This window comes from Rhodococcus sp. MTM3W5.2, from assembly GCF_001984015.1.
Lineage (GTDB): Bacteria > Actinomycetota > Actinomycetes > Mycobacteriales > Mycobacteriaceae > Rhodococcus_G > Rhodococcus_G oryzae.
In genome coordinates this window covers 1,358,828-1,378,520 of sequence record NZ_CP019572.1, presented here as the reverse complement: position 1 = coordinate 1,378,520, position 19,693 = coordinate 1,358,828, and the positions used below count along the sequence as shown (strand labels likewise).

Annotated in this window: 17 protein-coding genes; 2 read left to right on the top strand and 15 right to left on the bottom strand. The window is 69.3% G+C overall.

Annotated elements, in window-relative coordinates; genetic code table 11:
- Positions 1–7: 7 nt before the first annotated feature.
- Positions 8–922: an SDR family oxidoreductase gene (locus tag BTZ20_RS06530; protein WP_077040805.1), complete on the bottom strand. Its 915-nt coding sequence runs from the start codon at positions 920–922 to the stop codon at positions 8–10.
- 27 nt (positions 923–949) lie between these two features.
- Complete coding sequence (locus BTZ20_RS06525) at positions 950–1,414, bottom strand: MarR family winged helix-turn-helix transcriptional regulator (RefSeq protein ID WP_077043535.1); 465 nt, start codon at positions 1,412–1,414, stop codon at positions 950–952.
- A 130-nt stretch (positions 1,415–1,544) separates the two neighbouring features.
- On the opposite strand from BTZ20_RS06525, the gene BTZ20_RS06520 reads away from it, so the two are divergent.
- Both BTZ20_RS06520 and BTZ20_RS06515 read left to right on the top strand, forming a co-directional pair.
- On the top strand, positions 1,545–3,005 hold the full coding sequence (locus tag BTZ20_RS06520) for an MFS transporter (RefSeq protein ID WP_077040804.1): 1,461 nt from the start codon (positions 1,545–1,547) through the stop codon (positions 3,003–3,005).
- Between the two features lie 62 nt (positions 3,006–3,067).
- Complete coding sequence (locus tag BTZ20_RS06515) at positions 3,068–4,120, top strand: DUF6777 domain-containing protein (RefSeq protein WP_223263657.1); 1,053 nt, start codon at positions 3,068–3,070, stop codon at positions 4,118–4,120.
- A gap of 32 nt (positions 4,121–4,152) precedes the next feature.
- Here BTZ20_RS06515 and BTZ20_RS06510 read toward each other — a convergent pair whose 3' ends face one another.
- The 13 genes from BTZ20_RS06510 to BTZ20_RS06455 all read right to left on the bottom strand — a co-directional run bounded on the left by BTZ20_RS06510 (position 4,153) and on the right by BTZ20_RS06455 (position 19,665).
- Positions 4,153–4,908, bottom strand: coding sequence for a FadR/GntR family transcriptional regulator (locus BTZ20_RS06510; protein ID WP_097211040.1), 756 nt, complete (start codon positions 4,906–4,908; stop codon positions 4,153–4,155).
- Between the two features lie 87 nt (positions 4,909–4,995).
- On the bottom strand, positions 4,996–5,607 hold the full coding sequence (locus tag BTZ20_RS06505; RefSeq protein ID WP_223263656.1) for an ABC transporter ATP-binding protein: 612 nt from the start codon (positions 5,605–5,607) through the stop codon (positions 4,996–4,998).
- The gene (locus tag BTZ20_RS28930) at positions 5,598–5,732 is read right to left on the bottom strand and encodes a hypothetical protein (RefSeq protein ID WP_262982547.1); all 135 of its coding nucleotides are present in this window, start codon (positions 5,730–5,732) and stop codon (positions 5,598–5,600) included. The genes BTZ20_RS06505 and BTZ20_RS28930 overlap by 10 nt, the downstream gene beginning before the upstream one ends.
- Entirely contained in the window at positions 5,729–8,449 is a 2,721-nt protein-coding gene (locus tag BTZ20_RS06500) for a branched-chain amino acid ABC transporter permease/ATP-binding protein (protein WP_077040803.1), read from the bottom strand. Before BTZ20_RS06500 ends, BTZ20_RS28930 begins: the two co-directional genes overlap by 4 nt.
- A gap of 27 nt (positions 8,450–8,476) precedes the next feature.
- A complete protein-coding gene (locus BTZ20_RS06495; RefSeq protein ID WP_077040802.1) occupies positions 8,477–9,703 on the bottom strand; it encodes an ABC transporter substrate-binding protein in 1,227 nt (408 codons plus the stop codon).
- A gap of 203 nt (positions 9,704–9,906) precedes the next feature.
- Positions 9,907–11,865, bottom strand: coding sequence for an acetoacetate--CoA ligase (locus BTZ20_RS06490; protein ID WP_077040801.1), 1,959 nt, complete (start codon positions 11,863–11,865; stop codon positions 9,907–9,909).
- Positions 11,866–11,880: 15 nt separating this feature from the next.
- Positions 11,881–12,228: a carboxymuconolactone decarboxylase family protein gene (locus BTZ20_RS06485; protein ID WP_083742898.1), complete on the bottom strand. Its 348-nt coding sequence runs from the start codon at positions 12,226–12,228 to the stop codon at positions 11,881–11,883.
- Positions 12,229–12,281: 53 nt separating this feature from the next.
- Positions 12,282–13,478 (bottom strand): acetyl-CoA C-acetyltransferase, encoded by a 1,197-nt coding sequence (locus BTZ20_RS06480; protein ID WP_077040799.1) that lies wholly within the window; start codon positions 13,476–13,478, stop codon positions 12,282–12,284.
- Between the two features lie 59 nt (positions 13,479–13,537).
- Positions 13,538–14,374 (bottom strand): HpcH/HpaI aldolase/citrate lyase family protein, encoded by an 837-nt coding sequence (locus BTZ20_RS06475; protein WP_077040798.1) that lies wholly within the window; start codon positions 14,372–14,374, stop codon positions 13,538–13,540.
- Positions 14,371–14,856, bottom strand: a complete 486-nt coding sequence (locus BTZ20_RS06470; RefSeq protein ID WP_077040797.1) for a MaoC family dehydratase — start codon at positions 14,854–14,856, stop codon at positions 14,371–14,373. The genes BTZ20_RS06475 and BTZ20_RS06470 overlap by 4 nt, the downstream gene beginning before the upstream one ends.
- Entirely contained in the window at positions 14,853–16,016 is a 1,164-nt protein-coding gene (locus tag BTZ20_RS06465; RefSeq protein WP_077040796.1) for an acyl-CoA dehydrogenase family protein, read from the bottom strand. The genes BTZ20_RS06470 and BTZ20_RS06465 overlap by 4 nt, the downstream gene beginning before the upstream one ends.
- Positions 16,013–18,058 carry an acetyl/propionyl/methylcrotonyl-CoA carboxylase subunit alpha gene (locus tag BTZ20_RS06460; RefSeq protein ID WP_077043533.1) on the bottom strand — a complete coding sequence of 682 codons (2,046 nt, stop codon included), beginning with the start codon at positions 18,056–18,058 and terminating at the stop codon, positions 16,013–16,015. The genes BTZ20_RS06465 and BTZ20_RS06460 overlap by 4 nt, the downstream gene beginning before the upstream one ends.
- 5 nt (positions 18,059–18,063) lie before the next feature.
- Positions 18,064–19,665 (bottom strand): carboxyl transferase domain-containing protein, encoded by a 1,602-nt coding sequence (locus BTZ20_RS06455; protein ID WP_077040795.1) that lies wholly within the window; start codon positions 19,663–19,665, stop codon positions 18,064–18,066.
- Between the last annotated feature and the right edge of the window lie 28 nt (positions 19,666–19,693).

Here is a 19,693-nt window from a genome sequence, read left to right as displayed (position 1 = left end):
CGCGGGGCTACAGGCCCTGACGCGAGTTCTCGTTGCGCGACTGCCCGGCCATGTCCGAGTTCGGTCGCGCCTCGGCGACCAGCGTCGGGATGACCTCCCCCAGCTCCGCCGGATCCCAACGGGCGTTCTTCGACACCCCGGGGCCCGCCACCCATGTCTCCGCGACGCTGATCGAACCGCCGTGCACATTGAAGATCCGGCCGGTGATGCCGTCGGACTCCGGCGATCCGAGCCAGACCACGGTCGGTGAGATGTTCGCCGGTGCGGCGGCATCGAAGCCGGTGCGTTCCTTCTCGGCCTCCATCGCGGCGACGAAACCCTCGAGGCCCGCGGTCATCTGGGTGAGAGCGGTGGGGGCGATCGCGTTGACGGTGACGCCGAGCCGGGCGAGCTCGTCGGCGAGGATCACGGTGAACGCCGCGATGCCCGCCTTCGCGGCGCCGTAGTTCGCCTGCCCGATGTTGCCGTACAGGCCCGAGGGCGAGGAGGTGTTGATGATGCGCGGGTGCGCGACCGGGGTGCCAGCCTTGTGCTGTTCCCGCCAGTACGACGCCACGTGCTGCGAGGGCGCGAACGTCCCCCGCAGGTGCACGCGCATGACGTCGTCCCACTGATCGACCGTCATGTTGACGAACATCTTGTCGCGGAGGATGCCAGCGTTGTTGACGAGCACGTGCACGGTCCCGAACGTGTCGATCGCGCTGCGCACCAGCCGGCCCGCACCGTCGAAGTCCGAGATGTCGTCCTTGTTCGCGATGGCCTCGCCGCCGAGCGCCTTGATCTCCTCGACGACCGCCTCGGCGGGCCCGAGGTCGTTGACGACGACCTTCGCTCCCTGCCTGGCGAACTCGAGCGCGTGCTCACGGCCGATGCCGCCCGCGGCGCCGGTCACGATCACGACGCGTCCCTCGTTGATGCCCATCCGTGCAACTCCCTCGCAGCTTGTCGGTCAGTCCCTCGGCCAGCTGAGACCCTGTCGGTCCTCGATCTGTTCGTTCAGCCGCCGCAACAAGGTAACCAGATCCCGTCGATCCTTCTCGTCCCAATCGGCGACGAGGGAGTTGATGCCGTCGACGTTGTGCTGCCGGTCGGAACGCAGCGCGCGCAGTCCCCCGTCCGTCGGCCGGAGTTTCCTCGCCGTGCCGCCATGCGGGTCGGGAATTCTCTCGGCCAGTCCCTGCCGGACGAGAGCAGCGGTCTGCCGGTTGATCGTGGAGACGTCGAGGCCGAACGAGTCCGCCAGTTCCTTCAACGTCATCGGCTCGCCGATCTCGAGGCGACTCAACAGCAGATACGCCGATCGGTCGAGCGCCTGCTGTTCCAGCCAACGCTTGGTCACCAGGGTGGTGTGGCGGGCCATCAGCGTGATCTCGCGCTCCAACCCGCGACCCGGGTCGATCTCCTCGGATTCCATCGGGGTCATCCTCGCATCACGCCGTCATACTCCTGCCGATTGTGCACGATACATACGATGTGTACCGTACACATCTGCTGCCCTTTTTCGAACTCGATCAGTGCATAGAACACAAGAGAAGAGGTCCGTCGTGACCATTGCTGCCGACAGCGCGACGCGGCGCACCCGCTCCTCCACCTGGATCCTCGCCACGCTGGCGTTCTCCGGCATCGTGGTCTCGCTCATGCAGACCCTCGTCGTGCCGCTGATCCACGTCCTGCCCGAGCTGCTGAACACCTCGGCGTCCACCGCATCCTGGGTCATCACCTCCACCCTGCTGGCCGCGGCCGTCGTCACGCCGGTCTCGGGCCGCCTCGGCGACATGTTCGGCAAGCGGCGAATGATCCTGGTCAGCATGGCTTTCCTGGTCGCGGGATCGGTGGTGTGCGCGCTGAGCGACACCGTCCCCCTTGTGATCATCGGCCGCATCCTGCAGGGCGCGGCGACCGGGGCGATTCCGCTCGGCATCAGCATCCTTCGCGATGAACTGCCCGCCGAGAAGGTGGGCGGCGCGATCTCGGTGATGAGTTCGACGATGGGCGTCGGCGGTGCGATCGGCCTGCCGCTGGCCGCGGCGACGGCGCAGAACTTCAACTGGCACATGCTGTTCTGGGCATCCGCCGTGCTGGGCACCCTGGTCGCGATCGCGGTCGCGATCCTGGTCCCCGAGTCACCCGTCCGCAATCCGGGTCGGTTCGACTACCTCGGCGCGGTGGGGCTCGCGGCCGGCCTCGTCTCGCTGCTGTTGGCGATCACCAAGGGTGCCGAGTGGGGCTGGACCAGTGCGACCACCCTCGGGCTGCTCGCCACGGCCGTCGTCGTGTTCCTCGTGTGGGGGTTCGCCGAGCTGCGCACGGCGGAGCCCCTCGTCAACCTCCGGGTGTCCGCCTCCCGACCGATCCTGCTGACCAACCTGGCCTCGGTCATGACCGGATTCGCCATGTACGCAACGTCGTTGACGGTTCCGCAGCTGCTGCAGTCACCGCCCGAGACCGGCTACGGACTCGGCCAGTCGATGGTCATGGCCGGGCTGTGCATGGCGCCGGCAGGCATCGTGATGATGCTGCTCTCGCCGGTGTCGGCCCGCATCACCAACCGGTACGGCCCGCGGACCACGCTGATGGTCGGCACCGTCGTCATCGCCGTCGGCTACCTGATCGGCGCCGTGCTGATGAACGAGGTCTGGCAGATCGCGCTCGTCTCGACCATCATCGGCGCGGGAATCGGCATCGCGTACGCGGCCATGCCCGCGCTGATCATGCGCTCGGTCCCACTGCACGAGACGGCCGCCGCGAACGGCCTCAACTCCCTGATGCGGATGGTCGGAACGTCGTTCGCGAGTGCCGTGATGACCGTGGTGCTCGCCAACATGACCATGTCGTTCGGCCCTGCCCTTGTGCCGACGCACCGGGCGTTCGTGGTGACGTTCCTGATCGGTGCCGCGGCCGCGATGCTGGCGCTGCTCATCGCGGCCTTCATCCCGCGTCGGGTCCCCGCGTCCGTCGTCGCCCCCACCGCGGCCGCGGACCTGGAGCCCGAACCGGCTCGCTGAGCAGCGCGCCCGAGGTCCCGCAATAGAGCCCGGCTCCCCACCACAGTGCTTACGATGTGTGCGTGGCCACCGTCATCGCCGGGCAGGCCGCACGGTTTGCCCGACGAAGCACTGTCGCAAGGACCGGTCCGCGTGTGGGACACGTGCCGGGGCGATGGCTCGTGGTCGCGTGTGCCGTGCTGGTCGCGGCGTGTTCGAACGGGCCGGAGACGCAGCCGCGGCCCCTGGCGCTTGACCGTGTGATCTCCGACGGCCGACTGCCATGGACCGACCGCCTGCTACCCCCGCAGATCCCGACTGTCGTCCCGCCCGGTCCGCCGGGCGCCGACCTCCCGAGCGCGGACGCAGGCCTCAGCGTCTCAGGGGATCGCGTCGGTCTGTACGGCGGAAGCCTCGACCGGGTCCTGTGCGACCGGGAGCGGCTGGTCGCGGACCTCGAGAGCGATCCCATCAAGGTGGAGGCCTGGTCCGGCGTGCTCGATGTCGACGACGTGCGGAGCTACGTGCGGACCCTCACACCCGTACTGCTGCGCGCGGACACGAGGGTGACCAACCACGGCTACAGCGGACAACGCGCCACGTCATTCCAGGCGGTGCTCGAGGCCGGGACCATCGTCCTGATCGACGACCACGGAACGCCGCGGGTCCGGTGCGCTCGGGGAAGCCCGCTGAGCGATCCGCGCGCGAGTTCGGAGCCGGCCGCGACGGAGGACGCGTGGCCCGGCTACGACGCCGAGCGGCTTCTGCTCGTACAACCCGCCCAGCAGCCGATGACGCAGGTGACGGTCGTGGACCTGATGACCGGTGGCCTCGCGGCCGTTCCGATCGGGGCGGGACCACAGCAGGCCGCGGACCGACCCGGCGCGCCGCCCCCGATGCCACCCCTGGACCGCAGGCCCCGCCGCCTCCGCCCGTGGCACAACTCGAGCCACTCGCGGTCGCGCCGCCACCCGTCCAGAGACAGGCGCCCGCCCCGGCGCCCGAGCCACCACCGGCGCCCGCACCGCCCCCACCCGCGCCGGAACCACCGCCGCCCGCGCCGGTTCCCGTGGCCCCACCACCACCGCCGCCGCCGCAGATCCAGGTCCAGATCCCCGGGCTGCCGCCGCTGGTGATCCCGGTGCCCTGATCCCTCCGGTCTACCGAGCTACGACAACACCTCGACGAGGGTCGTCTCGGTGTCGCCGATCATGTACTTCTCGATCGCGTCGAGATGCTTGCGCCAGAACTCCTGAGCGGCGGTGGCATCGCCCTCGCGCAGCAGTCCGAGCAGTTTGAGGTAGGCACGATGCGCCGCACGGGCGGCGGGCCGCTCGTTGCCGCCTCCGTGCGAGGCGATGAAGAGGGCGTTGTGCGCGTCGATGATGTGCACCAGCATCCCGCCGAGCACGGCGAGCGTCTGGTTCCCGGCGAGGTCGATCAGCGCCTGGTGGACGTCGACGTCGTGGCGCGCGAACCCGGCGGAGTCCTCCACGAGGTCGGCACCCGCCTCGATCAGTTCCGCGAAGGTCGCGAGAGCCTCGCCGCGGTTGCCCTCGGCCAGCATTCCCACCGCGGACACCTCCAGCGATGCGCGCGCCCGGTACACGTCGATTAGCGGTGTGCCCTGGTACTGCAGCAGCAGGCCGGTGTACCGCGCGGCAACCGATGCGTCGGGCGCCAAGACCCTCGCGCCACCGTGCGCGCCGCGCAGCACCGTGATGATCGATTCGGATTCGAGGATCCGGAAGGCCTCACGCAGGGTCGGCCGCGACACCCCGAACTGTTCCATGAGCACGGCCTCGTTTGGCAACGGGTCGCCCACGTTGAGTTCGCCGGTGATGATCCGACGCCGCAGGTTGGCTGCCACCAACTCCCCGGCCTTCGGCACCCGGACCACCGTCGACTTCGTACCGGACGTCACTCGCACCCCTCGCTCCTGTTGGGTCACGCCCCGCGCTGACCAGGACGGATGACCGACCAAGGGTACAAGAGTTGACCGAATTGCTTGTTAACCGCTCTCCCCCGGCTCACCCGAAGAGAGGTAGGCCCGCTGAACCGCGTCGAGGTCCGCGCCGATCTCGGCGGCCGTACCCGCCAGCATCACCTGGCCGCGGCGCATCACGTACACGCGATCCGCGACCCGCAGGACCTGACGAACGTGCTGCTCAACCAGCAACACGCCGAGGTTCTGGGTGTCGGCGGCCGCCCGCACCACGTCGAGGAGCCGCGCCACGATCTGCGGTGCCAGCCCGAGGGACAGCTCGTCCGCCAACAGCAGCTTCGGGTTCCTGGCCAGCGCCCTTGCCAGGGTGAGCATCTGCTGCTCGCCGCCGGACAACAGGCCTGCCGGTCGCCCGAGCAGCGCACGCAGTTCCGGGAAGATCGCGCACGCGGCATCGGCCTTGACGCCCGCCAGCCGCAGGTTGTCCGCGGCCGTCAGCCCCATGATCACCGACCGCTCCTCGGTGACATAGCTCAGGCCGCGCCGCGCCAGGGTGGCGAGCGATGCCTTCTTGTCGGAACCGAGCACGGACACCCGGCCCGAGATCGGCGCCAACTCGCCTGCCACCGTCAGCATCGTGGTGGACTTGCCCGCGCCGTTGGCTCCGATCAGCGCCACGACCTCCCCGAACGCACGGTGATGTCGAGGCCGCGGCACACCACGGTCCCGCCGTAGCCGGCGCTGAGACCGTGGCATTCGAGCACCGTCGTGGACGGCACCGCCTTCTCCTGGGTGATGGTCATCGCGTTGCCTCCGTCGTCTCGTCTTCTGTGCCCAGGTAGGCGTCGCGGACCGCCGAACTGGCGGCGATCTCGTCCGGCGTGCCCGCGGCGATCACCCTGCCTGCCTCGAGCACCACGATCCGATCGCAGGTGGACATCACCAGGCCCATGTCGTGCTCGATGAGGAGCACCCCCGCCCCGCGCTGCACGGCCAGGTGCCGGATGGCGACCGCGAGTTCCCGGCCCTCGGCGTCGTCCAGCCCGGCCGCCGGCTCGTCGAGCAGGATGACGGACGGAGCGGAGGCGACCGCCCTGGCGATGCCCACCAGTCGGCGCCGACCATAGGACAGCTCGCTCGGCAACACGTCCAGGTCCTTCTCCAGCTCGAAGTCCCGCACGACCGTCGACGCGCTCGGCGAGAGCGGGTGACGGCCAGGGCGGACCAGGTCGGTGAGCCACGTGCGCCAAGTCGACTCGTCGGCGCCGGCGTGGATGTTCTCGCCGACCGTGACGTCCTCGAACAGTTCGAGGGACTGGAAGGACCGGCGGAGGCCGCCCTTGGACCGCCGCGCGGTGGACCAGTCGGTGATGTCCTGGTCGCCGAGCGTGAGCTGTCCGGACGTGGGGCTGACGAATCCGGTGATCGCGTCGATCACGGTGGTCTTGCCTGCGCCGTTTGGCCCGATCAGACCCACCACCTGTCCGGGCGCGATGTCGAGATCGACGCCGTCGACGGCTGTCACGCCGCCGAACCTGACCGTCAGACCGCGTACCGCCAGCGGCGTCGGAGTGACCGAACCGGTCGGCGATTCCGCAGAGAGTTCCTGACCACGGCCCTGGGTGCGGCGCGTCGCAAGCGCGCCCCGCCAGGGGACCTTCCGGATCCCGCGGGAGATCATGTCGGCGATGCCGTTCTGGTTGGTCAGCAGGGTGACGATGAGGATCACGCCTCCGAGCAGCGCGGCGATGGCCAATCCGGACAGCAGCCGGCTGAAGAGGGCGCCGGGCGCCATGAGCGAGCCGATGAGGCTACCCGTGACGAACCCGAGGCCGCCGGTCACCGCCTGGACCACGGCGTTGATCGACGCGAACACGTTGAACTCGAGGTAGGTGACGGCGGTGTTGCGCAGGCCCAGGAGGATGCCGGCCACCGCGGCCAGGCCGGACGCGAGCGCGAAAGCGTAGATCTTGACCCCGAACACGCTGATGCCGAGCGAGGCCGCGGCCCGCTCGTTGGTGCGCACGGCGATGAGCCGTCGCCCGGTGCGCGAGCGCCGCAGGTTCGCGACCATCAGGCCGCAGACGACCAACGCCACGAGGCACACCGTCGCCCACCGCTCAGGATGGACACTCGGCGTGACGTCGAGTCCGAACAGGCTCAGCCGGTGGATCTTCACCGAGCCCTCGAGCTTGTCACCGGTGAAGGTCGGGTTGTTGAACACCATCTCCTGGATGGTGAACCCGAGCCCAAGGGTGACCACCGCGAGGTTCACGCCCCGCGTGCGCAAGGCCGGGAGCGCGAACACCACACCGATCGCGATCACGGCGAGCACGCTCACCAGTGCCGCGGGTATCAGCGACCAGCCGGCCTCGCCGACGAGTCGCGCGGCGAACAGCGCCCCCAGGCCGCCGACGGTGTACTGGGCGAGCGAGAGCTGGCCGGCGTAACCGGTCAGCACCACGATCGAGAGCAGGAACACCGCTGCGGCCAGCGTCAGTGTCAGCGACCGCAGCCAATCGCCGCCGCTGAGGATGACGCCAACGGCCACCAGGATCCCGAGGACGACGAGCGGCCAACGGATCTCGCCGGAACCGAGCGTGGGCAGCCGCTCGGAGACATGGCTGCGCAACGGCAGCCCCTTCCCCCGCACCACCAGCACCACCAGGATCACCAAGAACGGCACCGCCCGGTTGATGCCGGTGAGGGTCTCCATCCCGAGAAGATCCCGCAGGTCCTCCTGGTAGAGGACGACCAGGCTCTCGCCGACGCCGAGCAGCAAACCGCCGAGCAGGGTGAGCGGGAAGGAGCGGAAGCCGCCGAGAAGGGCCGCGGCGAGCGCCGAGACCGTCACGATCACCACGAAGGCCGACGGGGTGAGCCCGGTCAAGGGCGCCACCAGGATTCCGGCGGCACCGGCGAGCGCGCCGCCGACCGTCCAGGTCAGCGCGGCAAGGCGCTGCGGGGACCAGCCGAGCGCGGCGGCGGCGCGCTCGTGCTCGGCGGCCGCGGTGATGGCCAGGCCCACCCGGGTGAACTTGGTCCACGCCCACAGCGCCGCCGTCGACGCCACCGCGATACCCAACAGGATCATCCGATCCTGCTGCACCACAACACCGCCCCAGCGATACGCCTCGTCGGGCAGGAAGGTTCGCACCCGGATCGACGTACTGCCGTAGTACTGCTGCACCCCCGCCTGCAGGATCACCATCAGGCCGAGGGTGGCGGCCAGCCGGACGATCGGCGCTGCATTGGCGAGCCACCGCAACACCAGCAGCTGAAATGCCAGGCCGATCAGTCCGGCCACCACCACTGCCACCAGGAAAGCCGGCAGCAGACCCCAGTCATGGTCACGCCGAAGGGTTTCCAGGCATATGTAGGCCCCCACCATGGCGATCGCGCCCTGGGCGAAGTTCACCACCCCGGATCCGCGGTAGACCAGCACGATCCCCTGCGCCAGGAGCGCGTAGGCGGATCCCGCTCCCAGGCCGAGAATCGCGAACTGCAAGAACTCAGTCATTCGTCAATCTCCATGGTGGGGCGTGAACTAGGCGGTGGGGGTGCGCAGGTCGTACTGCGTGGGATCGGTGACCAGCACGTCGCCGTCGAACGACATCTTGTACATCATCGAGTTCGAGATCCGCGGGAAGATCCCGAACTGCTCCACCGCTCCCGGAGTCCAGGCCGGGATCAGCCCGGCCATGTCGATGTCCTTGGCGTTCTCGAACCCCTTCCAGATGTTCGCGGCGTCGATCTCCGTCCGGTTCTTTGCCACCTCACCGAACGCGCGCACCGACAACCACGGGTTCACCGCATCGCCGGTGAGGTTCTGCAGCTCGAGCTCCTCCTTGCCGGACTTGTCCATGTCCGCCAGGAATTCCTTGAGGCCGGGGAAGTCCGCGGTGCTCGACGAGGGCGCGGGGGTCGGGCTGGTGTACGTCGAGGTGGTGGCGAAGGTGCCGAGGTCCTGCAGGTCGGCCTGGGTGAAGCCCGCCGTCCCCAGCGCGAAGGTCAGCTTCGACCCGAGCTGCTCGAATGCCTGGGCGATCGGGTTGGCGTCGGTCGCGCCGAGCGCCATGATCACGCCCTGTGCGTCATTGCGCTCGGCCGCGGCGATGAACTGGGTGTAGTCGGTCGCGCCGGCGCCCACCGCGACGTCGTTGACGATCTCGGCGCCCTTGGCCTGTACCGCCGGGGTCAGCAGCCCGACCAGCTGCGCGGTGACCGGGAGGTCGGGGCGCATCAGCGAGAGCTTGGTCTTACCCTGCGCCACCAGGATGTCGATCATCCCGTACAGGTTGAGCAGCGAGCCGGAGAAAGGGGTGTAGATATTTGTGGCGATGAACTCCGACATGTTCACCGGGTTCAGCCCGACTCGGGCGATGCCGGCGTCGAACAGGATCTTCGACGTCGCCTCGGACGAGGCAGGCGTGAAGTCGGCGAGGGTCGCGACGGCCCCCTCGGAGACCATCTTGTTCGCGCAGTCGACCTCCTTGTTCGGATCGCCCATGGAGTCGCACTGCAGCAGTTCCAGCGGGCGTCCGTTCACGCCGCCCCGCTCGTTGAATGCGTCGACCGACGCGACCGTGGCCGCGGCGTAGGTGGCGGACCCGAGGCCCGGCGCCTCGATGGGCACGATCTGACCGACCTTGATCGGATCACCGGTCGCAGCGCTGTCGGCCGCGTCTGCGCCGCTGTCGCTGCTACAGCCCGCAGCGACCAGGCTTGCGGTCGCGAGAGCGGCGATCGCGGGGGCGATTCTCTTGAAGTTCACGGCGCGTCCTTTGCATGTGGGCAGCTTCCATCTCGGACGCCAGCGCCGGATCCACCCCGTGAGCTGCGGTTACCCGCTCGCTCTCGGTCGTGAAACCCCGCTGCCGCCCGCCTTGGCTGCAGCGTATGGGAACGCGATGCAAAATATGGCGAACTTCACAAAAATTCAGTTACATGATGAGACGCAATTATCTCCTGCCCAGGTCAGCGCCTCTGCTGGAGATACCAGTCGATGAGCTCGGGGGCGTCGATCGCGCTCCGATCGAGGATCCGGTCCGCGTCTGCGCCCTGAAACATCCGCTTGATCGGCACCTCCAGCTTCTTGCCGGTGCGGGTGTGCGGGACGCCTGGCGCCGCGATGATCTCGTCCGGCACGTGCCGCGGGGATGCCTGCTCACGGATCGTCGACTTGATCCGGTCCTCGAGCGCGCTGTCGAGCACCGCCCCGTCCGCGAGCACCACGAACAGCGGCATCCAATACCCGCCGTCGGGCTGCTCGGCCCCGATGACGAGCGCCTCGGCGATCTCCGGCAGGCGTTCGACGGCCTGGTAGATGTCGGCGCTGCCCATCCGGATCCCGTTGCGGTTGAGCGTCGAGTCCGAGCGGCCGTGCATCAGCACGCTGCCCCGCTCGGTGATGGTGATCCAGTCGCCGTGCCGCCACACTCCGGGGAAGTCGTCGAAGTACGCGTCGTGGTACCGCTTTCCGTCGGGGTCGTTCCAGAATCGGATCGGCATGGACGGCATCGGCTTGGTGATGACCAGTTCCCCGACATCCCCGCGGATCGGCACGCCGCCCTCGTCGTAGGCCTCGAGCGCGACCCCGAGAAAGGGCGCGGACAGTTCGCCCGGCCAGACCGGGACGGTGCGCGCGCCGCCGATGAATGCGGAGACCACATCCGTGCCGCCGGTGATGGAAGCCACTGGCACACCAACGTTCTCGGCGATCCAGAGCGAGGACGACGCAGGCAGGGTCGATCCGGTGATCCCCACCGTGCGCAGCGCGCTCAGGTCGTGGTCGCGCCGCGGGACCACGCCCGCCTTCGCGCAGGCGAGCACGTAGCCCGGACTGGTGCCGAGCACGGTGGCCCGGTGCCGCGCGGTGAGCGCCCACAGCGAATCGACGTCCGGGTACCCGGGGTTGCCGTCGAAGCAGACGATGGTGGCGCCGACCAGCAGTCCGGCGACCTGGAAGTTCCACATCATCCAGCTCGGGCTGGTGTACCAGAAGAAGGTGTCCTCGGGCCCGATGTCCATCTGCAGGGCAACCGATTTCAGGTGCTCGAGGAGCACGCCGCCGTGCCCGTGCACGATCCCCTTCGGCAGGCCGGTGGTGCCCGAGGAGAACACCACCCAGAGCGGATGGTCGAAGTCGACGTCCACCGGTTCCAGCGGTGCCTCGCCTGCGGTCGCCGCCGCCCAGGACACGACGCCCTCGGGCTCACCGTCCTCGGAGTCGGCGGCCGCACCGAGTCGCCGAACCAGCACGGTCGCCGTCAGGCTCGGCATCCCGGCCCGCAGTTCGGCGATCGAGTCGCGGCGGTCGTGCTGTTTGCCGCCGAAGCGGTAGCCGTCCGCGGTGATCAGCACCGACGGTTCGAGCTGGCCCAGCCGGTCCAAGGCGGCGGGGGCCGAGTAGTCCTGGCCGCAGGCCGCCCAGATCGCGCCGAGGCTCGCCGTCGCGAGGAAGGCGACGACGGTCTCCGGGATGTTCGGCAGGTAGCCGACCACCCGGTCGCCCGGACCGACGCCGTTCGCCCGCAGGGTCGCGGCCAGCGCACCCGCTTGCCTGCGCAGATCCGCCCAGGACAGGGTGACGTCCTCGGCGGCCGTCTCACCGGAGTAGACGATGGCGGGCCGGTCCGAGCGCTCGTTGCGCAGCACCTGGTCCACGTAGTTGAGCCGGACCCCGGGGAACCACACCGCACCGGGCATCCGGTCCTGGGCGAGCACCTCGCCGACCGGCGTCGCGGACCTGAGCCCGAAGTAGTCCCAGACCGAGCGCCAGAAATCGTCGAGATGCTCGACCGACCATCGCCACAGCGAGTGGTAGTCGGGCACGGACACCGAGTACTCCCGCCCCACCCATGAGGCGAAATCGGTGACCCGGGCGTTCCGCACGTCGTCGCGTGTCGGTTCCCACTGCGGCTGAAGCGATTCCATGCGGTTCGTCCTCTCTCAGTCAGTCTGTTTCGGCCCGAGGTCCTCGGTGAGGACCTCCTGCACCACGCGCATCGCGGCGAGCGCGGCAGGCGCGCCGCAATACCCGCTGGTGTGGATGATCGCCTCTGTGATCTCCTCGCGGCTCAGGCCGTTCCGGAGTGCGCCTCGGACGTGCCCGCGCAGCTCCGATTCCGCGCGCAGCGCCGTCAGCATGCCCAGGTTCAGCAGGCTGCGGTCCCGCCGGCTCAGGCCGTCGCGGGTCCAGACCGAACCCCAGACCGTCTCGGTGATGTGCCGCTGGATCGCCTCGCTGTCGGTGCCGAGGTCGCGGGTCAGCGCGCGGTCGACGAAGTCGTCGCCCATCACCTCACGCCGGACGGCGAGGCCGGCATCGAACCGGCCGTCGCCCTCGCCTGTCACTTCTTCGGGACCCGGATGATCAGGGCGTCACCCTGGCCGCCGCCGCCGCACAGCGCGGCCGCGCCGACGCCGCCGCCGCGGCGCTCCAGTTCCAGCGCCAGGTGCAGGGCGATCCGCGCGCCGGACATGCCGAGCGGATGCCCGACGGCGATCGCACCGCCGTTGACGTTGACCTTGGCCGGGTCGAGGCCGAGCTCGCGCGTGGACGCGATGCCGACGGCCGCGAAGGCCTCGTTGATCTCGACGAGGTCGAGATCGGTTGGTGCGATGCCCTCCTTCGCGCAGGCCTTGGCGATCGCGCGCGCGGGCTGCGACTGCAGGGTGGAGTCGGGGCCCGCGACGACGCCGTGCGCGCCGATCTCCGCGATCCAGCTCAGGCCCAGCTCCTGCGCCTTGGCCTTGCTCATCACGACCACGGCGGCGGCACCGTCGGAGATCGGCGACGCCGAGCCCGCGGTGATCGTGCCGTCCTTGCTGAACGCCGGGCGCAGCGTGCTCAGCGACTCGACGGTGGTGTCGGCGCGGATTCCCTCGTCCTCGGCGAAGACGATCGGATCGCCCTTGCGCTGCGGGATCTCCACCGGCACGACCTCGTTGTCGAACAGGCCGTTCTTCCAGGCGCGTGCGGCGTTCTGGTGCGAGGCCGCCGCGAACGCGTCCTGCTCCTCGCGGGTGATGTGGGTGGCTTCCTGCTGGTTGACCTGCTCGGTCAGCAGCCCCATCGGCTGGTCGGTGAAGATGTCGTGCAGGCCGTCGTACGCCATGTGGTCGCGCATGGTCACGTCTCCGTACTTGAAGCCCTCGCGGCTCTTCTCGAGCATGTGCGGTGCGCGGCTCATCGACTCCTGGCCACCGGCGACCACGATGTCGAACTCGCCTGCGCGGATCAGCTGGTCGGCCAGCGCGATCGCGTCGACACCCGAGAGACACACCTTGTTGATCGACAACGCGGGCACGTCCATCGGGATGCCCGCCGCAACGGCCGCCTGCCGCGCGGGCATCTGGCCGGCGCCCGCGGTGAGCACCTGGCCCATGATCACGTACTCGACGCTCTCGGGCGCGACCCCCGCCTTCTCCAGGGCACCCTTGATCGCGATGCCACCGAGATCGGACCCGGAGAATCCCTTCAGCGAACCGAGGAGCCGCCCCATCGGGGTACGGGCTCCGGCGACGATGACAGTGGACTCGGACATCAGCTTGCTGTTCCCTTCACATTTCTCAGCACCTTCAGATTTCTCGGCGACTGAACTGTTCACAACGATTCACTCCGGCGCACGATCGCCTCCGCGTGCCGAAGCACCGGCGCGTCCACCATCTTCCCCTCGAACGCGAAGACCCCGCGCTCCTCCGACACCGCGGCGAGCACCCTGCGCGCCCAGGCGAGGTCCTCCGCGCTGGGTTCGTAGGCGGACCGGATCACGGCGACCTGACTCGGATGGATGGCCACCTTGGCGTCGAACCCGACCGCGACGGCGTCGAGGGACTCCGCGCGCAGACCATCGAGGTCCTTGATGTCGAGGTAGACCGAATCCAGCGCGAACCGGCCGTGTGCCTTGGCCGCCAGCAGCGAGCAGGAGCGCACGTGCCTGGCCACATCGCGATAGGAGCCGTCGGTATGGCGGCTCGCGTTCCCGCCGAGCGCCGCGACCAGGTCCTCCGCGCCCCACATCACCCCGATCGCGTTCGCGACCTGTGCGGACTCGGCAACAGTCAGGGCGCCGAGCGGGGACTCGATCAGGGCGATCACCTCGCGCGGGGCGAGTGAGCGCACCTGTTCCGCCGACTCGCACTTGGGCAGCATCACCCTCGGGTAGCGGGTCTGCAGCAGCGCCTCCAGGTCGAGCGCCTGATCCTCGGTGCCAGCCGCGTTGATCCGCACCACGGTGCGCTCGGGGTCGAGCGGGGTGTCGATCAGCGCGCGTCGGGCGGCCGCCTTGTCCGCGGGGGCGACCCCGTCCTCGAGGTCGAGGATGACGACGTCCGCGGCGGCCGCGGCCTTCGCGTAGCGCTCCGGCCGATCCGCCGGGCAGAAGAGCCAGGCCGGGCCGGGCGGTGCCCACCCCGAGGAGTGACCGGAATTCGCTGTCATGACGGCCTCTTCCTGACAAGCGTCTTACGGACCGCGATCGCCACCACGTCGCCGTGCTGGTTCCGCGCGGTGTGCGCAAGGGTGATGATGCCCTCGCCCGGCCTGCTCTTCGACTCCCGCTTGTCGGTGATCACCGTCTCGGCGTACATGGTGTCGCCGTGGAAGAGCGGCTTGGGGAAGGAGATCTCGGAGAACCCGAGGTTCGCGACGATCGTGCCCTGGGTGAGCTGCGCGACCGACAGGCCGACCAGGGTGGACAGCGTGAACATCGAGTTCACCAGCCGCTGGTTGAACGGCGGCAACTGCTCGCTGAACGCGGCGTCCAGGTGCAGCGCCTGGGTGTTCATCGTCAGCGTGGTGAACAGGACGTTGTCCGCCTCGGTGATGGTGCGACCGGGGCGGTGCTCGTAGACGACGTCGGTCTCGAACTCCTCGAACCAGAGCCCGCGCTGGACGACCCTCTTGCGGTCCGGCTGGCTCACAGCCCGGCCTCGCGCGCGATCAGCATCAGCTGCACCTCGGTGGTGCCCTCGCCGATCTCGAGGATCTTGCTGTCCCGGTAGTGGCGGGCGACCGGGTACTCGTTCATGAAGCCGTAGCCGCCGAAGATCTGGGTGGCGTCGCGGGCGTTGTCCATCGCGGCCTCGCTGGCGATCAGCTTGGCGATGGAGGCCTGCTTCTTGAAGGGCTTGCCCGCCAGCATGAGTGCGGCCGCGTCGTAGTACGCGGTGCGGGCGACGTGCGCGCGCACCTCCATCCGCGCGATCTTGAAGGCGATGGCCTGGTTGGCGCCGATCGGCTTGCCGAACGCCTCGCGCTCCTTGGCGTACTTGACCGATTCGTCCACGCAGCCCTGCGCGGCACCGACGCTCAGCGCCGCGATCGCGATCCGGCCCTCGTCGAGGATGCGCAGGAAGTTCGCGTAGCCACGCCCGCGCTCGCCCAGCAGGTTCTCCTGCGGCACCCGAACATCCTGGAAGGTCAGCGGGTGGGTGTCGGAGGCGTTCCAGCCGACCTTGTTGTACGCCGGCTCCGCGGTGAATCCCGGCGTGGAGGTCGGCACCAGGATGGTGGAGATCTCCTTCTTCCCGTTCTCCTTCTCGCCGGTGACCGCGGTGACGGTGACCAGGCGGGTGATGTCGGTGCCGGAGTTGGTGATGAACTGCTTGTTGCCGTTGATGATCCAGTCGCCGCCGTCTTCCTTCGCGGTGGTCCTGGTGCCGCCTGCGTCGCTGCCCGCTCCCGGCTCGGTGAGGCCGAACGCGGCCAGCGCCTTGCCGCTCGTGAGCTGCGGCAGCCACTCCTGCTTCTGCGCCTCGTTACCGAAGCGGTAGATCGGCATCGCACCGAGCGAGACGCCCGCTTCCAGGGTGATGGCCACGGACTGGTCTACCTTGCCGAGCTCCTCGAGGGCGAGGCAGAGCGCGAAGTAGTCGCCGCCCTGTCCGCCGTACTCCTCGGAGAAGGGCAGGCCGAACAGGCCCAGCTCGGCCATCCCCGCGACGACCTCGTAAGGGAAGGTGTGGTTCGCGTCGTGTTCTGCTGCGACCGGCGCGACGACGGTCTGCGCGAAGTCGCGGACCACCTTTGCGAGCTGCTGGTACTCGTCGGGCAGCGATCCGGAGGAGAGGTAATCGGTCATGACGCGGCGCCCTTCGTGGTCGTCTCTGCGAGTTCGGGTTGTCCTGAGTTATCGGATGTTTCGGGTGCGTGCGGGATCACGCGAGCGAGGATCTGGTCGACCTTCACCTGGTCGCCCGCCGCGACGAGCAGCTCGACGGTGCCGTCGATGGGAGAGGTCAGCGAGTGCTCCATCTTCATCGCCTCGACCACGACCACCGCGGTACCCGCGGCGACGGTCGCGCCGTGCTCCACACCGACCGCGATGACCGCGCCCGGCATCGGGCTGGTGATCTCGGCCTCCCCCGCGTGCGCGTCACCCGTGCGGACGCTGACCTCCCGAACCTCGCGCAGGACCGCGGTCCCGTCGGAGCCCGAGAGCCAGATGTGACCGTCGTGGGCCGCCACCAGGTAACTCGCCCGCAGTCCGTCCACCGCGACGGACAACGTGGAACCGTCCAATGATGCGGTCAGCCTTCGTGTTTCACCGTCCTCCATCGACACCAGCGCATCGCCGGGCGTGCCGACGATCCGAACGTGGTCGGTACGGGCAGGCGAGGCGAGGCGGATGCTGGTCGGCGCCGGGGTACCGACGCGCCAGCCGGTCGGCCGCTCCCACAGGTCGGCCTGGGCGCCCTGCGGCCAGCGCGTCAGCCACCGGTACGCGCCCGCAGCGACGAACTGCACGTCCGAGGCGTCGGCCGCGACATAGTCCTCGAGCCTGCGGTCGAGCAGGCCGGTGTCGAGGGCGCCCGCGACGACGTCTGGGTCCGCGAGCAGGAACCGCGCGAAGTCGATGTTGGTGACCACGCCGAGAACCGCGGTGTCGGCGAGCGCCCGGTCGAGCTTGCGCAGCGCCCCGGCGCGGTCGGCGGCGTGCGCGATGACCTTCGACAGCATCGGGTCGTAGTCGCTGCCGACCTCGGTGCCCGCCCGCAGGCCCGAATCAACCCGGATACCGGGGCCGGACGGCTCCACGACGTCGAGGACCAGTCCTCCCGTCGGCAGGAAGCCGCGGGCGGGGTCCTCGGCGTAGACGCGGGCCTCGATGGCGTGGCCGGTCATGGTGATCTCGTCCTGGGAGATGCCGAGCTTCTCGCCTGCGGCCACCCGGACCTGCCACTCGACCAGGTCGAGCCCGGTGACCATCTCCGTGACCGGGTGCTCGACCTGCAGGCGGGTGTTCATCTCCATGAAGAAGAACTCGTCGGGGCGGTCCGCGGAGACGATGAACTCCACGGTCCCTGCGCCGGTGTAGTCGACGCTCCGCGCGGTGTTGCAGGCCGCCTCGCCGATCCGGGCTCGGGTGGCCTCGTCGAGCAGCGGCGATGGCGCCTCCTCGATGACCTTCTGGTGACGACGCTGCAGGCTGCACTCGCGCTCGCCGAGGTGCACGACGTTGCCGTGGGTGTCGGCGAGGATCTGCACCTCGATGTGCCGGGGGCGCAGCACGAACCGCTCAAGGAACAGGGTGTCGTCGCCGAAGGCGGATGCGGCCTCGCGACGCGCGCTGGCCAGCGCGCCTGCGAGCTTGTCCGGCTCCTCGACCAGGCGCATGCCCTTGCCGCCGCCGCCCGCGGACGGCTTCACGAGAACCGGGTAGCCGATGTCCTCGGCCGCGGCGATCAGCTCGGCGTCGGTCAGTCCGGGCCGGGCGATGCCGGGCACAACCGGGACGTCGAACTCGGCCACCGCGTTCTTGGCGGTGATCTTGTCGCCCATGACCTCGATGGCCCGGGCGGAGGGCCCGAGGAAGGCGATGCCTGCGTCCTCGAGGGCGGCCGCGAAGGCCGCGTTCTCGGAGAGGAATCCGTAGCCGGGGTGCACTGCCTGGGCACCCGTTCGCTTCGCCGCGTCGACCACCTTCGCGATGTCGAGGTAGCTCTCGCGCGCCGCCGCGGGTCCGAGCAGGACCGCGGTGTCGGCCTCGCGCACGTGTCGTGCGCCTGCGTCCGCCTCGCTGTACACCGCCACCGAGCGGATGCCCATGGCACGCAGGGTGCGGATGACGCGGACCGCGATCTCGCCGCGGTTGGCGACGAGAACGGTGGAAAATTCAGTCATCTCACTCACATCCTGAAGACGCCGTAGGAGACCGGCTCGAGCGGCGCCTGAGCGCACGACGAAAGTGCCAGTCCTAGAACAGTTCTGGTGTCCGCGGGGTCGATGATTCCATCGTCCCACAGTCGGGCGGTCGAATAGTAGGGGTTGCCCTGGGCCTCGTACTGCGCCCGGATCGGCGCCTTGAATGACTCCTCGTCCTCGGCCGACCAGGGCTTGCCCGAGGCGTCGAGCTGGTCGCTGCGGACGGTGGCCAGCACCGAGGCAGCCTGCTCGCCGCCCATCACCGAGATCCGCGCGTTCGGCCACATCCACAGGAACCGGGGCGAGTAGGCGCGTCCACACATCGAGTAGTTGCCCGCGCCGTAGGAGCCGCCGATCACCACCGTGAGCTTGGGGACGCGCGCGCACGCCACCGCGGTCACCATCTTGGCGCCGTGCTTGGCGATGCCGCCCGCCTCGTAGTCGCGGCCGACCATGAACCCGGCGATGTTCTGCAGGAACACCAGCGGCACGCTGCGCTTGTCGCACAGCTCGATGAAGTGGGCGCCCTTCATCGCGGACTCGGCGAAGAGCACGCCGTTGTTGGCGACGATGCCGACCGGGTGCCCGTGGATGTGAGCGAAGCCGGTGACCAGGGTCTTGCCGTACTCGGCCTTGAACTCCTGGAAGTGCGATTTGTCGGCACCGCCGACGCCGCCGCCGTCCACGATCCGGGTGATCACCTCGTGCACGTCGTACGGGGTGCGCGGGTCCGTCGGGACGACGTCGTAGAGCTCCTCCTGCGGTGCGGTTGGCTCGACCGTCGGGATCACGTCCCAGGGCCGGTCCGTGCGCGGGCCGAAGGTCGCGACGATCCGGCGCACGATGCGCAGCGCGTCCTGATCGTCCTCGGCGAGGTGATCGGTGACGCCGGAGACCTTCGAGTGCAGGTCACCGCCGCCCAGGTCCTCGGCCGTGACGACCTCGCCGGTCGCCGCCTTCACCAGCGGCGGGCCGCCGAGGAAGATGGTGCCCTGGTTGCGCACGATGACGGCCTCGTCGCTCATCGCCGGGACATAGGCGCCGCCCGCGGTGCAGGAGCCCATCACCGCCGCGATCTGCGGGATGCCCTTGGCGCTCAGGTTGGCCTGATTGAAGAAGATGCGGCCGAAGTGCTCGCGATCGGGGAAGACGTCGTCCTGACGGGGCAGGAAGGCGCCGCCGGAGTCGACCAGGTAGAGGCACGGCAGGTTGTTCTGCAGCGCGATCTCCTGCGCGCGCAGGTGCTTCTTCACGCTCATCGGGTAGTAGGTGCCGCCCTTGACGGTGGCGTCGTTGGCCACGATGACGCACTCGCGGCCGGAGACCCGGCCGATACCGGCGATCACACCGGCGCCTGGGCACTCGTCGTCGTACATGCCGTTCGCGGCCAGCGGCGAGAACTCGAGGAACGGGCTGCCCGGATCAAGCAGGGTGTCCACCCGCTCGCGCGGCAGCAGCTTGCCCCTGCTCACGTGGCGTTGTCGCGATTGCTCACTGCCGCCGAGCGCAGCGGTCGCGAGCCGCTCGCGCAGCTCGGTCACCAGGCGTACGTGCTCGCCCCGGTTGCGCTCCCCGTCGATGGTCATGTCGTCGCCCTGTCTGCTCAGATCGGTT

Coding starts and splice junctions, on each gene's coding strand:
- BTZ20_RS06530 (WP_077040805.1), bottom strand. CDS start 922: ATGGGCATCAACGAGGGACGCGTCGTGATCGTGACCGGCGCCGCGGGC.
- BTZ20_RS06525 (WP_077043535.1), bottom strand. CDS start 1,414: ATGGAATCCGAGGAGATCGACCCGGGTCGCGGGTTGGAGCGCGAGATC.
- BTZ20_RS28930 (WP_262982547.1), bottom strand. CDS start 5,732: ATGACCATCACCCAGGAGAAGGCGGTGCCGTCCACGACGGTGCTCGAA.
- BTZ20_RS06500 (WP_077040803.1), bottom strand. CDS start 8,449: ATGACTGAGTTCTTGCAGTTCGCGATTCTCGGCCTGGGAGCGGGATCC.
- BTZ20_RS06490 (WP_077040801.1), bottom strand. CDS start 11,865: ATGGAATCGCTTCAGCCGCAGTGGGAACCGACACGCGACGACGTGCGG.
- BTZ20_RS06485 (WP_083742898.1), bottom strand. CDS start 12,228: ATGGGCGACGACTTCGTCGACCGCGCGCTGACCCGCGACCTCGGCACC.
- BTZ20_RS06480 (WP_077040799.1), bottom strand. CDS start 13,478: ATGTCCGAGTCCACTGTCATCGTCGCCGGAGCCCGTACCCCGATGGGG.
- BTZ20_RS06475 (WP_077040798.1), bottom strand. CDS start 14,374: ATGACAGCGAATTCCGGTCACTCCTCGGGGTGGGCACCGCCCGGCCCG.
- BTZ20_RS06465 (WP_077040796.1), bottom strand. CDS start 16,016: ATGACCGATTACCTCTCCTCCGGATCGCTGCCCGACGAGTACCAGCAG.
- BTZ20_RS06460 (WP_077043533.1), bottom strand. CDS start 18,058: ATGACTGAATTTTCCACCGTTCTCGTCGCCAACCGCGGCGAGATCGCG.
- BTZ20_RS06455 (WP_077040795.1), bottom strand. CDS start 19,665: ATGACCATCGACGGGGAGCGCAACCGGGGCGAGCACGTACGCCTGGTG.